Raw genomic sequence first — 17,580 nt, forward strand, 5'->3', positions numbered from 1 at the left:
CCGAAACACGTTCCAGCGTGTTCTGAAACAGTGTCCTGTCGCCGATGAACTGGATGAATTGCTTCGGGGCGGAGGCGCGCGATAGCGGCCACAGACGCGTGCCCTTGCCACCTGCCATGATCACCGGGGTAATTTTTTGCTTCATGTAAATGCGTCCCTCAATATCTGCTTAAGCAATCACTCAGATTCTGCCCGCAACTATCGATCTAAGAGCGGCGCCGAAAAACAACTAGCTCGCATGATCAACAATCGTAAGGCCTTATGCCTTCTCTGTATCCCGGCTTTTATTGATACAGAATTCCAATATTTTCCGCTTCCTAAAAGTATAGCTTTTCTTATTCAAGAGGAAAGACGGTGTAAAATGAGACGTATTTTTATAGTTAAATTAGCCGCTTGACTGCCATTTTCAGCATAATTGTCTCGTCATCGAGATCGCGACTGACAAGGTTATTGCGATTGCTGGCTTATATTTGCCTGCTCATTTTCTTATCGGTTGCAAACGGCGCCGCAGAGGGCGAGTGATCGGGTTTGCTGTCTTTGACATCAGCTTGCGCGTTCCATTTGTCGATCGGTAGCGCGTGCCAGCGTGTGAGTTGTGCCTTCCTGTCTTCTGAAAGGCGATTGAATGCGGCGATAACATAAGGCTGCATATTCACACTGGTCGTCGGAAAAATGTCACGAAGTTCCTTTGGACCCGCATAAGTGAGCAGCACTTTCAGATCGCTCTCCAACGATGGCTTCGCTGCGACCAAGCTCTCGCCGCTGAGCTTTCCCCAGAGGGAAAATCGTGCCCTAAGCGCCGCTATGTTGGTGGGATCAAGAGCGATGGCCTGACCTAATAGAAATGCAAGCTCTGCAGAATTCTCGCCTCCTGCAAGTTTGATCATCGCAAGACGTGTCCAATAATCGGAGACATGTGGACCACATTGCAGGGCATGCATGGCAAGTTTTTCGGCTCGTTGAACCGACGTCAGCCAAGCGTCGAAGTTCCGATCAGGGTTTTGGTGGTCGAGGTCGGCGAGCGTGACACCTAACCCTGCGTTGACGATATCGGACCGGCAGAGCTTTCGCTCATAGATCTGCTCCGAGTAGCGCGCATACGTTGATAAAATTGCCGGAAGCATCGAACTCCGCACGGTCGCTTCCGACGACAAGTAGAACAGATCCGAAAATTTGATGGTAGTGCCGAGTTCCATCGACGCAATGCCGAACGCAACAAACGCACTAACGCCAAGTAGAATTCTTGCAAGTATTGTCACGACCAATCGGCCATCAGCTATAGTAAGCACTGTACCGCGAATGGTAAAATGCTTCCGATTCATGACCTTCGTAAAGCATCATCTTCTTCGTATCGACCTTGTTAAGAATGACGCCCGCACACTTGTCATGAATGTCCGAATCTCGCTCCAGGGTGGTCTGAATGAATTTGCGAGATGTCTTCCCCCATTCGACGACGAAAACAAAGTCATCTACCAGTGGCTCGATGCTTCTTGCGTCGACGACCGGGGCAAGCGGCGGTAGGTCTAGAATAATGTACTCGAACTTTTCACGGGCGGTATCCAAGAACTCCCGCATGCTAGCAGAGGCCAGGAGCTCGGACGAATGCGGAACCCGGTGCCGGATAACGGCGGGCACGAATGCAAGTCCAGTTTGTTCGCTGGTCAGAAGCAAGTCCTCTGCTTTAGCGGTCCCCAATGCAATTTCCAACAATCCCTGTTCTGCGTGGCCAGCGATGGCCCTAGTGGCTCCTGGATTGCGGAAGTCGCAATCGACCAGAACAGCTTTTGCACCCTGCGACGCGACAAGCTCAGCGAAGTTGATGGCAACGGTCGATTTGCCCTCCCCAGGCAAGGCCGCTACAACGCCGACAACACGTCCCCTTGTGCCAGTCTTGCGCATATCGATACCAATTTTTGCGCTTCGCAAAGTCTCGGTGAAAGTCGAAAGAGGATGGTCGACGACATAATTTGCTATGGAGTTAACTTTCCAAAGACGACCCTCGATGGGTCCCTCGTTGCTGCCACGTGAGGCCTTCGCTTCCGCGATAAAGGGAAGCGAACCCAGATATTCCAGATTGAGCTCCGCGCGAATTTGGTCCCCCGTGCGAAAATAGCGATCCCGCAACTCTCTTACAGCACCAATTCCTGACCCCATCACGGCACCAACGAAACCGAACAGCGCCAAAACCATTAGCTTTCTGGGATAGCTTGGACTTTCCGGCTTGACCGGCCGTGTGATAATGCGCGCTTCGCTGACCGGAAAGGATTGCTGCTGTATAGCCTCCTGATATCTTTGCAGGAAAGTTTGATACAAATTTTTGTAGGCCTCGGAAGATCTCTCGAGTTCGCGCAGCTGAACACCGCTTTCTCCAGCTGACGCGCTGTCGGATTTAGCTCTGTTTACGCTGACGGTCAGTGAGTCCTCGCGCGCCTGCGCGACGTCCAATTGGTTTTTATAGCTTTCTTTGATGCGGTTCAATTCGTCGAACATTTGCCGGCGATATTCTGCCATCTCTTCGCGAAGGCGCACCGCGCGAATGTGACCCGGCCCCAGCCTGCTTGAAATATCCGCTTCCAGTTTCGCGTCAGCTAAATACTTCTGTCTAATATCATTGGAAACGGAACTATCCAGCACTTCTGGAACAATTGCATCGGTTTGACCAGACGCAATGATTTGCTGGATCTGATCGTATTTGGCGCGATCCTTAGCGGTTTCCGCTTGCGCGGCAATAAGGGCCGTATTTAATTCGCTTAATTGTTGATCGGCAATAAGGTTGCCATTCGCAGCCAGAAGTCCATTGTCAGCTCGGTATTTTTGCACTGCTAAATCGCTATCGAGCGACTTTTGCTTTAGCTCATCAATGCGCTCCTGCAACCAGTCGCTTGCACGACGCGTTGCATCATACTTGGCCTCGAGTTTGTCATTGATATAGATATCAGAAATAGCATTGGCGACGGATGCAGCAATATCTCGGGAAGGCGAGGTAAAGCCAACGTCCAAGACATAGGTGCGCCCTACCCTGGTGATCGACATGTTACGCTGTACGATAGCCAAAGCACGTCGCTGATCTTTATCCTCATCGGTCTGCTCGAGATTCGCACTCACGAACATTGATGGGATATTAAGAATGGTGTTTATAAGAACCTTCACGGTGTCAAACGCGCTTGAATCCGACGCCAAAAACTCCTGATTTTGCGCGAGATTAAGTTTTCCGACAACCGCAAGTCCTATCGTGTCGGACTTCAGTAGCTCGACCTGGCTCAAAATAGTGGCATCGTCATCGGCTGCCGACTGATCCATCGACAGGCGATTAACGAGGCCGTCGGTATTGCCGCCGATCAGAATGCTTGCCGTGGCTGTATATTTCGGCACGGCGGTGATGATATAGGTTACACCAAACACCATGCCGATGATCGCTGCTACTGCGACGAGGCGCCACTGGCGCCGCGCAACTGCAATTACCCTTTCCAGGTCAATCGAAGTCGTGAGTGGACCGTTATCGTCCCATGCAAATGGAGCCGCTGATTTATTTCCGGGCGATAACAATGGCAACTCCGCTCAATACGCTATGACGCAAGCCCTAGAACGGGCTGGTACCGGCAATTTCTGTGATATTCGTAACGTTCGTGACATTCGTCACACTGCTCGTTGAGAGACGACGCGATCTCGAACCGATGGTAAAATCTCCAGACGTAGTAGCGACGGAACTGTCTGCAGTCGTCCCGCCGGATGAGTCGCCAGCCGCACCGCCCGCGACTCCGGCAGCGCTCCCCCCGGCGGCCCCGGCCCCTGCCGGACCGAGTGCTGCCGTCTGCACTTCGTTCAGCGTCGACAGGAAAGCTGCCGTTACCTCCGGGGAGTTGGCTGCAGCAACTTTCTCCTGAATAACTTGCGCATAGGTCGGATCGACGGCTGCGCAAGCGCGCGCCGTTCTCGCCAGTCCAGACCCCAACGCCGTCTTTTGTGGCACTGTCATCTGGGGGATGAGCCCGATCATCGGATCGAGCGTCTCGGAGCTTGAGCCAGCCAAAACGCGTACCCGGGAAATCATCTCGAAACCACCGGTCGGATAGATAGTATTGAGAGACGCCGGCGAAGCGAGGAAGGTTGAGATATTCTCGTCACCGAGCTTTACTGGCGATAGAAAACAACCGGCGGCATGCACTTGGGCGGCCGCGTCTGTTGCAGTCGCAACAAGTACCAGCAGGGACGCACCCAACCCCAAGCGTCGAAGGACGATCATCTTTTCCATTGGGCAATCCTCACAGTAAACATCATTGTTCTTATCGTCTGTCGCTCACGACAGACGCCTTAGTGGGTAATATCGCTTGCCGCAGTCTTTGCGTCAGCAGTATCGGTGACGGCACCCGAAGCCGTCGACGTTGCGGAATTTAAGACATTCAGGAATTTGACCAGCTCGACCGAGTCGGAGTTCGAAATATAGACAATGTCCTTATCCTGCATGGCGAATTTCTGAACCGCGAAAAAGGCGGAGGGATCCCGCAAATTGGCGCGGAAGATCACAGGAACATCGTTCGAGGAGAAGCGGGTCGTATCGACACCAAGACTTTGCAAGACATTTCGAGGCACCGTACGGTACAAAAACACCCGCGCAGGATCCGCGCGTCCGTCGAGCAGTCCACCTGCCTTGCCAAGCGCCTCGCCAAAGGTCAATGCGGTATCTTCGAAATCAAACCGGCCGTTCTGACCCGACGCGCCAAATACCGAATAGGTGCGGCGCTCACGATTGACCAGGACCGTATCACCGGGCGAGACGTAAATATTCTCGGTAGGCGTTGTCTGCAGTTTGTCATAAGAAATTGTGCCGCTCTTGCCGCGCCGCTGCAGCGTCACATAAGTCTCAATACTGGGCGCGCTGATGCCTCCCGCCGAAGAAATCACGTCCAAGATGCGATCACCTGCCGCAGTCACCTCGAATTTGCCAGCCTTGTTGACGTCGCCGAGAACGGCAACTTCACTGGAATGGCTCGTCGCCGTGGTGATGACCACCTGAGGCTCTATGGCACGATTGGACAATTTGTCCTCGATTTCGCGCTCGACCTCTTCCTTCGGCCTGCCCGCCGCGGCGATACGGCCTGCATAAGGCACGCTCAGCGAACCACTGCGGTCGATTGTCTGGGAAGGCAGCGTGATATAATTTCCCGGCCGACTACCGGCTTCAGTGGGGATGAAGAGACCACCCGCCTGCGCCTCGAAGATCGAAACTTGAATGACGTCCCCGATACCAAGCGGAATGTCGGGCGGACCGCCGCGTCCGCCTTGGAAACTATCCTTGATCGAAGCCGTCGTCGGCTTGGCGAAGTTGGCAAGCATATTCTTGCTAATGTCGACCAGCGCGTAGTCAATGCCCACTTTCCGCTCTTTGGTTGTCAAGCGAACGGCGGCCTGCTTGTCGAATGCGGCATCTTCCGGCCCAGACCGCGGGAAGCTATTGCACCCCGTGAGACCGACCGCAACAATCAATGGCAGGAAAAAGTGCTTGGACAAATTTCTTCTCTAATTATGAGGCATTAATCAATGTTGATGAGATTGCACAAATTTAAATACCGTGAAAGCTCTTAAATATTACTTGATCTCAGATAGTTATCTGTATGTTGCAAGCTCGCAACATATTACATAGTAATAACAAAAGATAATGACGAGACAAGATACGGGTCAGAATTTTCACAGATTAACGTTACCTACACCAACTTCCACGGTTATTCAGAGAACTATTATTGGTTACAATTTTAAGGTGATTTACGATGAGACGCACGCTACGAAAATACCTTGCCCACATTCTCAATAGTATTGCAGACTTACTTCCCCCTGATCCGCTCAGCAATCGGTTGCGGCCGTTTTTGTTGCGCCCGCTGGGATTGAGATGCCACTACAGCTCGGCGATATCGTCCGGCACCTACATCAACCCGGGCGACCTTTCCGTCGCCGAGCGTTGCTTTATCAACCAAGGATGCTTTTTCGATTTAACGGCTCCCATCACAATTGCCGATAATGTCGTAGTCGGTATGCAAACGTTATTTGTCACTGCACACCATGAGATTGGCGGCCCGCAGCGCCGATGTGGGGCGGTCAAAGGTAAGCCAATCGTGGTGGAAGCCGGCGCTTGGATCGGCGCCAGAGCAACCATACTCGGCGGCGTGACCATTGGCACAGGGGCAGTTGTCGCGGCGGGCTCGATTGTTATTCACGATGTGCCTCCCCATGCCTTGGTTGCGGGTGTGCCAGCAAAACTCGTTCGCTCCCTAAATGTGAACACCACCGACGCCGTCAACGACGAACAACAAACGCCATCATCGCAAAGCTTGACGGCCTTGGATCGAGACGGATGAAGCTCGATGCCTGTCATTGTATCAGCAGAACCTGGACATAGTCCTTGGATTTGACATTCACGATGCCGCTGGCAATCGGCACGGCGGCGCCCTGTCCTGACATCAGGTCAATGACCGTCGCCTTCACGGAACTCTGATCGAATCCCGCAGGTAACTTTACGCTTGCCTCACCCTCACTTTGGCCGGTAGTCCAGAACGGCACTATGACTTGCCGTTTCGAGCTTCGTTGCCAACCCATCAAAATTGTATCAGCATCAGCTTTTTGACTTGTGACGTCGACCGCATTGAGATCCGAAACGTCGCCGATCGCCGATATAAGGTTCTTATACGCGAAAAATGCAGGCTTTTTTCGCTGCAGATCGGCAGAGACCAGCCCGAAATTGTCTTCTTGGTTGGCAGCCTTCTCACCGTCATTCTTGAGATCATACCAGAAGACCGCCTCAAGAGGAATCTTCTGGCGCACGCGCGCGTCGAGGTAGACGGCCATCAGGCGCGTGAGATATTTCGCTTGCAACGTCTCGTCGCCGATACCGGCGATGCCGTTTGGCGCGCTCGAGTAGCCGAGCTCGGTAAAGTAAAGCTTAAGTGGCTTGTGGGCTTGATTGAAGGACTGCACTTCACCCCAAAAGGATGCAATGGCCTGCCCGAGCTGCGTATTCGGAGATGTGGCCGCAATCGATAGATGTGGATCTTGTTCCGGGGTCACCTTGAGATTATAGGGGTGCACCGAAACGCCGTCGGCGAAGTCGAGGATACCAGCACGCATCGCCGATCTAAACCAGTCACGTCCCTTATCCCAGCTTAAGCTCGAAATCGCGCCCACTGTAATGTCCACGTTTGGATTCACGCGTTTAATTTCGAGAGCGATCGGGCGATAAATGTCGACATAGTCCTGTGGAGATCCAGGCCAGAATGAGCGGAGATTCGGCTCGTTATGGAGTTGCACTGCGACAATCGAGGGGTGTTTGTGAACTAATTGCGCGATCCACTGCCCGAAATCATGGTTTATCTGCTCGAAATTCCGCGCCTTTGGCGCGGCGGCTAATATGGTGAGAAGAACTTTGCGCTTCTTCTGATCATGGACTGCCAACCACTGATCAATCAGTCGACGCCGCTCCTCAATTTTGGCACGATCGACATCGCTTAAGGTGCCATCATCAACGAGCGCACGCGACTTGTTGGTGAGAGCATATATCTGTTCGGTAACCCATTCGGTGCCGAGATCGCTCACGGCGGGCGACGTTTTCGTCGTCAGCCAGCTGTCATCTTTTTCCTTATAAATATACTTGTTATGCAGGAAATGGCTTGCCACACCAAAAAATGGTGCCCGCTGCTCAGCAGCTTGTGCTGAAATCGCGGTTAGAGCAAACAGAAGTGCAGCACACAACCGAGCAGTATAACGCGTTCCCATCTAAATCCACTCTCCTTAAGGCCTTTGGTCGATCGGAAATCGCCGGAGCATCCCGTATAATCCAAGCGCATTCGTTCCAAACATCACTGCACTGTAGGCCGCCGCCCCGATGACGCTTGCAAGGACAAGGAATAGCGCGTCGGCAAACCGGGGGATCGTAATCATCGCGCCATACATTACCGCACTCGCTGCACCAACTTTCAAAATATCCAGCCAAGCAACGTCAAACTGGAAGACGCGGCGTGACAGTAGAGCACTCGCCAAAACGCCCATGAGCGCGCCAATCGCCATTGCTTGCGAAATGCTAACCGATGAAAATCCTTGAGAATATCCTAAAATAGGCAAGGCAAGGAGGCTGGCCAGGCCAGTGACAACGGGACCGGCAACACCGAGATAGGGGCGGCCAGCAACCAAGAAAATACTATCCAGCGCAAAAGTCCTGACGCCAACAAGACCCGCCGCAATCATGCACCAGCCGATATTTTCCGCGTAGATGTGGCGATAGTCCGCCGGCACAAAAATGCTTTCGAACGGATCCGTCAAAAACAAAAATCCGATCACCGCGGGCACAATCACGGCGACGACTATCGAGAGTTGGCTGGAGACACGTGCCGCGGCCAACGCATCGTCGCCAAACTCCTTCGCCCGGAAGGTGGCCTGCAGCGTAATGAGATTGATACTTACGCCGACAACGCCGATGATCTTTTGCGAGATATCCATGGCAAGCATCATCTTGCCGCTCTCGTCGAGTGGAATGATTCCGGCAGCCACCAATCTCAAGAGCGGAGAAAGAGCAGTCGTGGCAACGGCGCTTACGGTTACGCCCATGCCAAATTTTATCATGAAAGAGAGCGTCTGCGAGTCAAACTTTCCAATCGGCGGCGCACGCAAAGGATTCTTGGTAAAAAGCAAAATCAGCGCGAATGAGCCTGCCCAGCCAAACATCGCGAATACTGCACTTTGGGCGAAAAAGGCGAAGGCGCAGAGCAAGACGAAGCCAAGCGTTGCTCTCGTTAAGACGTTCCGTATGTAGTCAACGTCTTTGAACTCTGCACGGAAACTGGCCTGACGCGCCTCAAACAGCGCCTGAGATATGGCAAAAAGACACGCCATTCCGAACACAATCGCATAAGTCGCGTGAAGCAGTTGAACGGCGAGCGCGGCTAGGATGAGAACGCCGGCCGTCCACAGGTTCGCTGCGTTAAGCGTAGCTCGGCGACGCGCGCTTTCGGTTGCATCTTTGGTGACACTGTACCGCATGACGCAAATGCGGCTCCATTCGAATAGCACCGAGACGATAAACAAGCCGATGGAGGATGCCAGGCTGAACAGGGCAAACTCTTGTGACTTTATCAACTTGGGCAGAACGACGACACCCATCATGTTGAGCGCATTCGAAATGATCAAGGCGGCGGGAAGCAAGATTACAATAAGTCGTGAGCGCATGAACGATCACATCCGAAAAGTGTTGGTTGTTGGGGAACGCGCCAGTCGTCCCCGGCCAAGAGGAGGAAAACGATCCAGCCGCGGCGGGGAGGCGAACGCCACCCGAAAAGCGGCCCGCGCAAAAGGCATTCCTGCTATGAAAAAAGAGAAATAGCTGTAAGTTCCGAGATAACCGATGTTCCAAACCGCAAGCAGACAAATGACGAGCGAGGAGGCGTAGCTTGTTCGCCAAGTCTGAAGAATCGTAACAAAAAGCGCCAAGATCCATAGGCCGAGATATACGTAGCCCAATTCACCGTATCTCAAATAGAACAATACCCAGCCGTAGTGAGCATTTGAATAATCGAGCTTCCATTCCCACGTATATTTGACGTCGTAGGAGGCCCCGTGGCCAGCACCGAATAGGACTGCCCCCGACCCCAAAGCGGCAATTTTTGCACCTACCGCATCGCCTTCGGCTTCTCGTTCACCGATCGATCCTGTCCGAGATGATAGATCCAGATCTTCGAGGCCCGTTAATCGCCTCGACAGCGCACTATCTTCCGGCAGCATAGAAAATCCGACGCCAGCCGCCATCACAATAGCGAGCGACAGGCTAATGACCCGATAAGGCGCCTGGCCGGCTTGTCGCCCTAGATATAGCAACAGGGCCGCGCCGCAGACCATCAACGTTGTGCGGTTCCAACTCTGAAGCGTTGCAATCATTGCAAGTAGGCAAAAGATCACCGTTAACATATTAGCGATGTTTAGCTTTCGCAGCAGCATGAGTTCAGCGAACAGAAGCGAAATGCAGACAGCAGTTGAAACTGATCCGCCAAAAGAGATGACGGCGACCGGATTAACCGCCATGGCGACGATCGAAAGCAATATCATCAAGATCGCATAGAGTCTGTTGACCAGAAAGATACGCCCGAACGCGGTGTCGGCGGATTTGCTCGGATCGGTGAGAATGAAGATATTCAACAGAACGACGGCGACATTGATTGTATCTATGCCGATTCGTGCAAGTGAATTCCCCCACCAGATGCCCACAACCACGCCCTGAATTGTCATGAGCGCCAATACTGCTGCAAACGGTGATACTTTTGAGAAAGAAGGGCGAAATGCTTTGAAATTGTAAAGCAGCCATAGATATTCGATCGCCAACAGCCCGTAAAACACAAACTGCTTCGGCTGATTGACGGTTATCGCCGGGACGCGAAGAACAATCTCGAAGACAATCTTCGCTATTACATCCGGTATTAGAAAATAATAAATAAGACGTTCAAAAAACGTCGTCGAACGATAAATAATACGCATTTTTTGCTCCGTTCGACAGTGATGAATGATGACGTCGACAAAGTCAAACCGACACTAATCACGTTCGCAATCTTCACCTGTACGAGGTAGAGGGGAGCTTCATCTGGCAACTTAAAAATGGATTGCCTCGCCAAACTGCTAACCGTCTGGCGAGGTCACATCCTGTTTAGGCCGATCCGAGATCCAATCAGGCGGGCAGTGCCCAATCGATCCCAATGAACTTGATGTTATCGCCGCCCGTGAAATGAAGTTCCACCGAGTCGCCGGCCGTCGTGGCAGAAGCGGCTCCGCTATTGACCAGGGCGTGCAAGTCCGCCACGGATTCGACCGTTACGACATCCTTGCCCGCGACATATCCGCTATAGAGATTAATCTTGTCGCCGGCACTGAAGTCGGTGATGGTGTCGTGGCCGTCGCCGAGCTTGAAGTTGAAGGTATCGTTGCCGCTCCCACCGGTTAGGATATCATTTCCTTTGCCACCGGTGATCTGGTCATTTCCGGCGCCGCCGAAGATGAGGTCGTTGCCTTCTTGGCCTCCGAGCGTATCGTGACCCGCACCGCCAACGATGAGATCGTTACCCGCGCCACCAGAAATCTTGGTGTCGCCCGAGCCTGCGAAAATCGTATCAGGACCTGATCCTGCATTGATCAGGTTGCCCCCATGATCGCCAAAAAGTGTGTTGTCTTGTGAGTTGCCATTGATGTTGCCGGCAACCGTCCCACCGAACTCCGAACCGAAATTCTGGAGGGTAAGTGTGTTGTCACCAGAACCGTATTTGATGATCAGATCGTCACCTGACGTCGTAAAGCTCACGTCCGAGCGGGTGAGGAAAGACGCGAGATCCGACTCGGAAGCAATTGTCAATTGCTTGTTACCCATGTCCGCAAGCGTGCCGGCGGCGAATGTAATGACATCGTGCTCTGCGAAATTCAGATCGGTGATGCGGTCGTGACCGGCATTGGCTTCAAGGAAGAACTTGTCGGCGCCATCACCGCCAGACATGATATCGTTTCCTTCGCCGCCATAGAGAACGTCGTTGCCGGCGCCTCCCAGCAGCACGTCGTCGCCGACACCGCCGCTCATGGTATCGTTGCCAGCGCCACCGTAAAGCAGATCATTGCCAGCATCACCGCGCAGAATGTCGCTACCTCCAGCGCCAAATGCAATGTCGTCGCCGGCACCAGACTGTGCAATGCCCCCAACATCGCTCATGAAGAGCAAGTCGTCTCTTGAGGAGCCATTAATATTGGCCTGATCCACGTCTGCAATCTTAGTAAGATCGATATCATCGATATTGGAAACCATTATGAACCCTCTACAATTAGTTAAGATACTCTTTACGGTAATCTCACCGTCGGTCCGTATTTAACTATTCGTTAACGACCGGTCAACCGGTATACCAAGATCTTTTCTTTAATGGTTAGTGGTATAGACAGGATATCCCACAAAATTCGGCGAAGTTTTGGGGATCATTTTTGGGTCTATTTCCAATTCGACGTAAAATCTGTTCTTCGGTGCTTGTTTTTCCGGTAAATCATGAAGGGTCCGCGTTCAAAATATGCTAATTTACCTTAATCGTAATAAGTTATCGTTATAAAGACTTCACTAATACATAGCCCTTGCGTATAACAAACTATCAATCTATTTGATTATGCATTATTGGGGTAACTCGGATACGGGCTCGAAATGACGCAGCTCGCTTCCGACCGGGGCCGAACATATTCAAAAGGATGTATATTTTTGAAAGTCGCAATTGTGCACGACTGGCTGTACGTAATGGGGGGAGCAGAAAAGGTACTGGCCGAACTCATACAGCTTTTTCCACACGCAGATCTTTTCACGCTGATCGATTTTCTTCCATTGTCAGATCGGGGCTTTTTGAAGAACACGAAGATTCATACGAGCTTCCTTCAGAAGGTGCCGACAATTCGCAAGCGCCACCGCCAGTTTATTGGAATCATGCCGCTGGCAATTGAGCAGTTTGACTTTTCAGCCTTCGATCTCGTGATCTCCTCATCGAGTTCGATCGCAAAGGGCATCATTACCGGCCCTCGTCAGATCCACATCTCCTACGTTCACTCACCCATGCGATATGCGTGGGACCAACAAGCAGCTTATCTTAAAGAGGCCCGAATGCATTGGGGTCTGAAGTCTGCTGTTGCCAGAACTATGCTTCACTACCTGAGGCTATGGGACTTCAGGACTGCTCACGGACCAGATCTGATGATTGCGAACTCAGCCTTTGTCGCCCGTAGGATTAAAAAGACCTATGGTGTAGACGCGACGATTGTGAACCCTCCGGTCGATCTACAGTATTTCCAACCCGTTACAGAGAAACAGGATTACTATGTGACGGCATCGCGTATGGTACCTTACAAGAAGATACCGATGATCGTGGAGGCATTTTCCAAGATGCCGGACAAGCGCCTCATCGTCATCGGCGATGGCCCGGATATCGATAAGGCTCGTCGTGCAGCCGGACCGAACGTAGAAATTCTCGGCTATCAAGACAATGACGCGCTGAGAACAAAGATTGCGCATGCGAGAGCATTTGTCTTTGCCGCTGAAGAGGATTTTGGCATCATCCCCGTGGAAGCGCAGGCTTGCGGCACGCCGGTTATCGCCTTCGGCAAAGGCGGCAGCCTGGAAACCGTGCGCGGGCTGGATCAGAGTGCGCCGACAGGTGTGCATTTCCACGAGCAGTCGACTGAAGCTATAATCGAAGCCGTCAAATTGTTTGAAGAAAAAAGACACGAAATTACCGCGGAGAATTGCGTCTCCAACGCCCAGAAGTTTTCCGCGCAAAAATTTAGAGACTCCATAAAAGACATTGTCGACAACTATTTTCCCGAGCGCCGAGTACATCATGGATAAAATCAAGGTTCTTTATGTTTCTCCGGTTTCCTTCTTTAAGGGCGGAGCAGAACGCTCATTGTTCGATCTTCTCAGCAACGAGAAAATATCGCCCTACCTCGCCGTTCCGGCCGAGGGAGAGTTGGCCGTCAAGGCAAGGGCGATGGGGATCCCCGTCACCGTGGTAACCTTAGGCAGCGTTGAAAAGATCAGACGACCTTTCACTTTCTCCAGCGCGGTTCTGGCTATGTCCGATGCGTGGAAGGCCGGTCGACAGCTACGGGCATTTTGCGCTGAAAACTCGATCGGAATCTTGCACACGAATGGCTTAAAGGCACACAGTGTCGCCGCTCTGGCGCGTCTGGGCTCGCCGCTAAAGGTCGTGATGCATTTCCGCGATATTGCCTACACGTGGCAGGAAAAACTTGTATGGCGGCTGCAGACCTTGCTTGCGGCGAGAGCTGTATTCGTGTCAGGCGCATGTTGTCCATTCCCAAGCTTGCCGAAAAACGGTCGGGTTATACCTAATGGCGTGGACCCGAAGCCTCCGGTTGAATTAAAGGTCGCCGACACCGTGCGAATAGGCTTCATAGGCCGAATTCATCCTCACAAGGGTCTGCATACACTGTTGGATTGGGTCAAGCTTGCGCATGACCGCGGCACGCCGGTCCGGCTTATCGTACGTGGCACCTTCTCGACTGAACTACCGGGATATGAGAGCGAGATTAAAAGCAAGGTTGAAGCCCTGGATCTGAACGATATCGTTGAGTTTCAAGGTTTCATCAATGATCCGAACGGCGTGTATAAGGATCTCGATGTCGTGTGCGCGCCAGCCCAGGCACCCGAACCTTTTGCGCGCACGATACTCGAACCCATGAACATGGGGCTTCCGGTTATCGCGACACCGACGGGTGGCACCACCGAGATGGTCATTCACAACGTCACTGGATTTCTTGTGCAGGCCGCCGACGATTTCTGTGCGGCGGTATCCAAAATCCACTTGGATACCGCTGGAACAGTAAAAGTCGCCGAAGAGGCGCGCAACCATGTGCGCACCCACTTCAGCAAGGAAAGATTGCACAGCTCGGTGCATAGTCTTTATTCTGAGCTGACGGCGAATGCTGCTTAAGGACGCGCGGATCTGGCTGGCAAGAATCCGGTCAACCAATTGGCTGACGCCAATTTACCTTTGCATAGTCTTGATCGCCTTGGTTGCCTTTGGATCGGTCGGGCCGTTTGCGCTTTCCTCGGTGACTGCCGGAATGGCGGCTCTGGCCTTCGCCACGATTGTGCGGCGCAAGATTTCGCAAGATTTCGTTTGGGTTATGGTCTTCGGCCCAATCTGTCTATTGGCGCTCCTGTCGTGGGTATTTGTTCAGACCCTTCCAGCGCCGATAGCAGCAAATCCTATCTGGAACAGTCTGAATTCGCTTGGGCTGGATAAGACTATGAGTGTCTCGATCCAGCCGGCAGACACTTTTTATACAATGCAGTGCCTTATACTTCCGTTTTTGACATTCTTCACAGGTCTGATCATAGCGCGCGATGCTCGTGAAGCTCGTACCCTTGTACGCGCTATCGGACTCGTTGGAGCGGTGGTGACAACGGTTTCTTTCGGACAATTTCTACTGGCGAATGACTTCATATTGTCACGCCCCAAAGTGTTCTATCGGGATAGCTTTACCGCATTTTTTATCAATCGAAACAACGCGGGAACATTCGTCGGACTGACATTGCTGGTTATTCTGCGACAGTTTTGGTCAGAAACTCGAGCCTTTTCCATCCGTGATCTTTGCGAATTTGCATTGCTGGGACGCACACGGAGCGGCCGAAGGCCTCTGTCTGCAATCGTTTACGCTGGATTGCTGATGGTCGTTATCGTGGCATTGTTCATGACCAAGTCGCGGGGGGCCATTGTAGCAAGTACGGCCTCCAGTGTGGCTTTGGGACTAGTTTTGCTCTGGCTGCGGCTGCGGGAACGATCTCGTGTCTCCGAAAGCGCCACCATGTCAAAAATGCTCTTACGTTCGTTGGTGTTACTCGCAGCAGCCGCGGGTGTCTTCATGATACTAGGAGACCGTGTGGTTATGAGAGCTCAGGTCCTTGGGGCAGATGACCCACGTTTCTGTGTTATGCCGTCTATCACTAAGCTGCTGAGCGCCAGTTGGCCGTGGGGAACCGGAGCCGGTACATTTGCCGACGCGTTCGCAGCTTATCGAGACCCGGCATGTGGATTGAGCGGAATTTGGCAAAAGGCTCATAATTCCTATTTGCAGTCCTTGATCGAACTCGGTGTACCCGGCAGTGCTCTTTTGCTGATATCGGGTTTGGTGGTGATCTCTGTGTTAGCGCGAAAGCTATTCACGGACCACCCTCACCGCTCTTACATTGCGCTTGCCTTAGCTGCGCTGATGCTTGTCGCCGCACATTCTCTCGTGGACTTCTCGATGGAAATTCCTGCTGTGGCGACTTACCTTGCAGCGCTGGTCAGTGCCTCCATATCGACGAGCGGAACAGGATCGTATTCAAATTCATTCAAAACGACCGAGCCAACGTTGATGCGAGGCTTACGCACAGCCGCTTCGAATCCTGCAACCAGCGCCCGGGATTAACATACCAGACTCGCCAGTCGATTTCGGGGCTTCCGGCTGCAACGCTACAGATCAGTGTTTACAGCAGCTCATTTAAGCCATCACGCGTTTGCCGTTGAAGTGGCTCGGCAATAAGTCCTCGATATTCTTTTTCTTCCATCGAGAGCCAAACCATTTTGCAGGTGTGTCCGTTGCGCAAACGGCAACCGTGACCTTTTCGTTATCGTGCGGCTAGCGATTTTAGAGAGACACCCAGAAGCGAGGATTGTCGCTGGATTCTATTTTGATCCAATGCAAGTCAGTTTTGTCCCAACGCCGAATGGCATTGGTGCGGTTGTCGAGCACCATATCCCCTTGATTCGTCCGGACCACAACAACGGCATGCCCCTGACCATCTCCCGTATACGCAACAGCGAGTCGGATGGCTCTCGACGAGAAGCCGGCCTGAAGCAGTTGCTCGCGCTTCGTTACCGCGTAGTCGTGGCAGCTGCCGGCCACGCCACCAACCACCCATACTTCTTGACCCGGCGGATCGGCCAGTGGACGAATGGCGCGGTTAACATTGACATTGATCGCCGTAATTCGATCTCGCGCGTCTGCCGTCATATCAATGAGTTCGGCTCCGCCCGTCGACTTGCATTGGTCCGGAGACGTCATGCAGAATTTGACATGAGCAAACGGAGCGAGAGTTGCGGCACCCTCCCTGAGATATATTGGCTTAGTACTTAATTCGCGGGCCAGGGAGCCAGGACCAGCCGCTTCGGCCGGCGACTGGGACAATAAAAGCGCTGCCAATAAGGACAGCGAGTAGCGATAAGAAAGACGAATATCTTTATGAACGAGCGGCATTTCGTTGCTCCCAACAGAATTACCCCTAGCATTACCAGAGTGAAATTGACGCCCCGTGCCAAATTCACTTAAGATTCTAGGCAAAAGTCTTAGCAGGCATCAACTTTTGGCTATGTCGCACGACCTATCGTAAAGGCGCCATTACCCTTACAACATGCTATCGCTTTTATTCTGCATCTCCGATGTGGAACGGCCACCGTAGTGGGCTGCAAGATGGTGGACGCGATAGATTGGAAATTCCAATAGAGCGAAAAAATAATGACAACTCGTATTTTTCAGATATTCGCGTGGCTCGCACTAACGACGATTATTTTTATAACCATTTCTCCCATCGCCTTGCGACCTCATGATGTCGTAGCCGCAAACGCGGATCGGGCGTTGGCGTTTGCGGCTACGGCCGCCTTATTTGTGTGGGCATATCCGCGTCATTTCTTTGTGTGCGTCATACTGCTTATGTTTGGCGCAGGAGCAATAGAACTGCTGCAGAATCTTTCGCCCACACGACACGCTGAGGTTCATGATGCTGTTGTGAAGGCTATCGGCGCTTGCGCAGGTGCATCTGTGGCGTGGGCGAGCTTGCGGCTTAAGACGGCCGTTCTGATTCGATGGGACTAGGATGCAAACTCGCTAATTGAAGCGATCCACATCCGGATGTGAGCGTCCGGTGAGCCGGTTTTGGTTAGGTGCGGAATTAGCTCAAGTTACGACACAGATGATTCATTTGTGACGTAACAGGGTATGAATGGCCAAGGTTGAGATCCTGACGGGTGCCGAGCGACA

The 17,580-nt window shown here is 52.4% G+C and carries 14 protein-coding genes; 4 read left to right on the forward strand and 10 right to left on the reverse strand.

The window, feature by feature from the left end; translation table 11 throughout:
• From JTP94_RS02830 to JTP94_RS02850, 5 genes are all read right to left on the reverse strand, one after another.
• On the reverse strand, window positions 1–145 hold a 145-nt coding region (locus JTP94_RS02830), incomplete at its 3' end, for a sugar phosphate nucleotidyltransferase (protein ID WP_246754643.1).
• 319 nt (window positions 146–464) lie between these two features.
• The gene (locus tag JTP94_RS02835) at window positions 465–1,196 is read right to left on the reverse strand and encodes a hypothetical protein (protein ID WP_204849056.1); all 732 of its coding nucleotides are present in this window, start codon (window positions 1,194–1,196) and stop codon (window positions 465–467) included.
• A gap of 76 nt (window positions 1,197–1,272) precedes the next feature.
• Window positions 1,273–3,546, reverse strand: a complete 2,274-nt coding sequence (locus JTP94_RS02840) for a GNVR domain-containing protein (RefSeq protein ID WP_204849057.1) — start codon at window positions 3,544–3,546, stop codon at window positions 1,273–1,275.
• A gap of 34 nt (window positions 3,547–3,580) precedes the next feature.
• Window positions 3,581–4,252, reverse strand: a complete 672-nt coding sequence (locus JTP94_RS02845) for a hypothetical protein (RefSeq protein WP_204849058.1) — start codon at window positions 4,250–4,252, stop codon at window positions 3,581–3,583.
• A 59-nt stretch (window positions 4,253–4,311) separates the two neighbouring features.
• The gene (locus tag JTP94_RS02850; RefSeq protein WP_312038134.1) at window positions 4,312–5,373 is read right to left on the reverse strand and encodes a polysaccharide biosynthesis/export family protein; all 1,062 of its coding nucleotides are present in this window, start codon (window positions 5,371–5,373) and stop codon (window positions 4,312–4,314) included.
• Between the two features lie 392 nt (window positions 5,374–5,765).
• On the opposite strand from JTP94_RS02850, the gene JTP94_RS02855 reads away from it, so the two are divergent.
• A complete protein-coding gene (locus tag JTP94_RS02855) occupies window positions 5,766–6,350 on the forward strand; it encodes a DapH/DapD/GlmU-related protein (protein WP_204849060.1) in 585 nt (194 codons plus the stop codon).
• 13 nt (window positions 6,351–6,363) lie between these two features.
• On the opposite strand, the gene JTP94_RS02860 is transcribed toward JTP94_RS02855, so the two are convergent.
• The 4 genes from JTP94_RS02860 to JTP94_RS02875 all read right to left on the reverse strand — a co-directional run bounded on the left by JTP94_RS02860 (window position 6,364) and on the right by JTP94_RS02875 (window position 11,812).
• On the reverse strand, window positions 6,364–7,761 hold the full coding sequence (locus JTP94_RS02860) for a hypothetical protein (RefSeq protein ID WP_204849061.1): 1,398 nt from the start codon (window positions 7,759–7,761) through the stop codon (window positions 6,364–6,366).
• A 15-nt stretch (window positions 7,762–7,776) separates the two neighbouring features.
• The gene (locus JTP94_RS02865) at window positions 7,777–9,207 is read right to left on the reverse strand and encodes a hypothetical protein (RefSeq protein ID WP_204849062.1); all 1,431 of its coding nucleotides are present in this window, start codon (window positions 9,205–9,207) and stop codon (window positions 7,777–7,779) included.
• Window positions 9,208–9,213: 6 nt separating this feature from the next.
• Window positions 9,214–10,506, reverse strand: a complete 1,293-nt coding sequence (locus JTP94_RS02870) for a hypothetical protein (RefSeq protein ID WP_204849063.1) — start codon at window positions 10,504–10,506, stop codon at window positions 9,214–9,216.
• Window positions 10,507–10,693: 187 nt separating this feature from the next.
• A complete protein-coding gene (locus tag JTP94_RS02875; protein WP_204849064.1) occupies window positions 10,694–11,812 on the reverse strand; it encodes a calcium-binding protein in 1,119 nt (372 codons plus the stop codon).
• A 435-nt stretch (window positions 11,813–12,247) separates the two neighbouring features.
• On the opposite strand from JTP94_RS02875, the gene JTP94_RS02880 reads away from it, so the two are divergent.
• Genes JTP94_RS02880 through JTP94_RS02890 form a run of 3 tightly spaced genes read left to right on the forward strand, consistent with a single transcriptional unit; the run spans window position 12,248 to window position 15,972 of the window.
• Window positions 12,248–13,381: a glycosyltransferase family 4 protein gene (locus tag JTP94_RS02880; protein WP_204849068.1), complete on the forward strand. Its 1,134-nt coding sequence runs from the start codon at window positions 12,248–12,250 to the stop codon at window positions 13,379–13,381.
• Window positions 13,374–14,489, forward strand: a complete 1,116-nt coding sequence (locus JTP94_RS02885) for a glycosyltransferase family 4 protein (protein ID WP_204849065.1) — start codon at window positions 13,374–13,376, stop codon at window positions 14,487–14,489. Before JTP94_RS02880 ends, JTP94_RS02885 begins: the two co-directional genes overlap by 8 nt.
• Window positions 14,479–15,972, forward strand: a complete 1,494-nt coding sequence (locus JTP94_RS02890; RefSeq protein WP_204849066.1) for an O-antigen ligase — start codon at window positions 14,479–14,481, stop codon at window positions 15,970–15,972. Before JTP94_RS02885 ends, JTP94_RS02890 begins: the two co-directional genes overlap by 11 nt.
• Window positions 15,973–16,191: 219 nt before the next feature.
• Here the strand turns inward: JTP94_RS02890 and JTP94_RS02895 are convergent, their stop codons facing one another.
• On the reverse strand, window positions 16,192–16,800 hold the full coding sequence (locus tag JTP94_RS02895; protein ID WP_204849067.1) for a transglutaminase-like cysteine peptidase: 609 nt from the start codon (window positions 16,798–16,800) through the stop codon (window positions 16,192–16,194).
• Window positions 16,801–17,580 lie beyond the last annotated feature (780 nt).

It is taken from the genome of Martinezella lusitana (genome assembly GCF_016901135.1).
In the GTDB taxonomy this organism is placed as follows: Bacteria; Pseudomonadota; Alphaproteobacteria; order Rhizobiales; family Rhizobiaceae; genus Rhizobium; species Rhizobium lusitanum_D.

Bases quoted from the DNA above. Each gene is read 5' to 3' on its own strand.
- JTP94_RS02865 (WP_204849062.1), bottom strand. From the start codon at position 9,207: ATGCGCTCACGACTTATTGTAATCTTGCTTCCCGCCGCCTTGATCATT.
- JTP94_RS02870 (WP_204849063.1), bottom strand. From the start codon at position 10,506: ATGCGTATTATTTATCGTTCGACGACGTTTTTTGAACGTCTTATTTAT.
- JTP94_RS02860 (WP_204849061.1), bottom strand. From the start codon at position 7,761: ATGGGAACGCGTTATACTGCTCGGTTGTGTGCTGCACTTCTGTTTGCT.
- JTP94_RS02895 (WP_204849067.1), bottom strand. From the start codon at position 16,800: ATGCCGCTCGTTCATAAAGATATTCGTCTTTCTTATCGCTACTCGCTG.
- JTP94_RS02875 (WP_204849064.1), bottom strand. From the start codon at position 11,812: ATGGTTTCCAATATCGATGATATCGATCTTACTAAGATTGCAGACGTG.
- JTP94_RS02835 (WP_204849056.1), bottom strand. From the start codon at position 1,196: ATGGAACTCGGCACTACCATCAAATTTTCGGATCTGTTCTACTTGTCG.
- JTP94_RS02890 (WP_204849066.1), top strand. From the start codon at position 14,479: ATGCTGCTTAAGGACGCGCGGATCTGGCTGGCAAGAATCCGGTCAACC.
- JTP94_RS02855 (WP_204849060.1), top strand. From the start codon at position 5,766: ATGAGACGCACGCTACGAAAATACCTTGCCCACATTCTCAATAGTATT.
- JTP94_RS02845 (WP_204849058.1), bottom strand. From the start codon at position 4,252: ATGGAAAAGATGATCGTCCTTCGACGCTTGGGGTTGGGTGCGTCCCTG.
- JTP94_RS02885 (WP_204849065.1), top strand. From the start codon at position 13,374: ATGGATAAAATCAAGGTTCTTTATGTTTCTCCGGTTTCCTTCTTTAAG.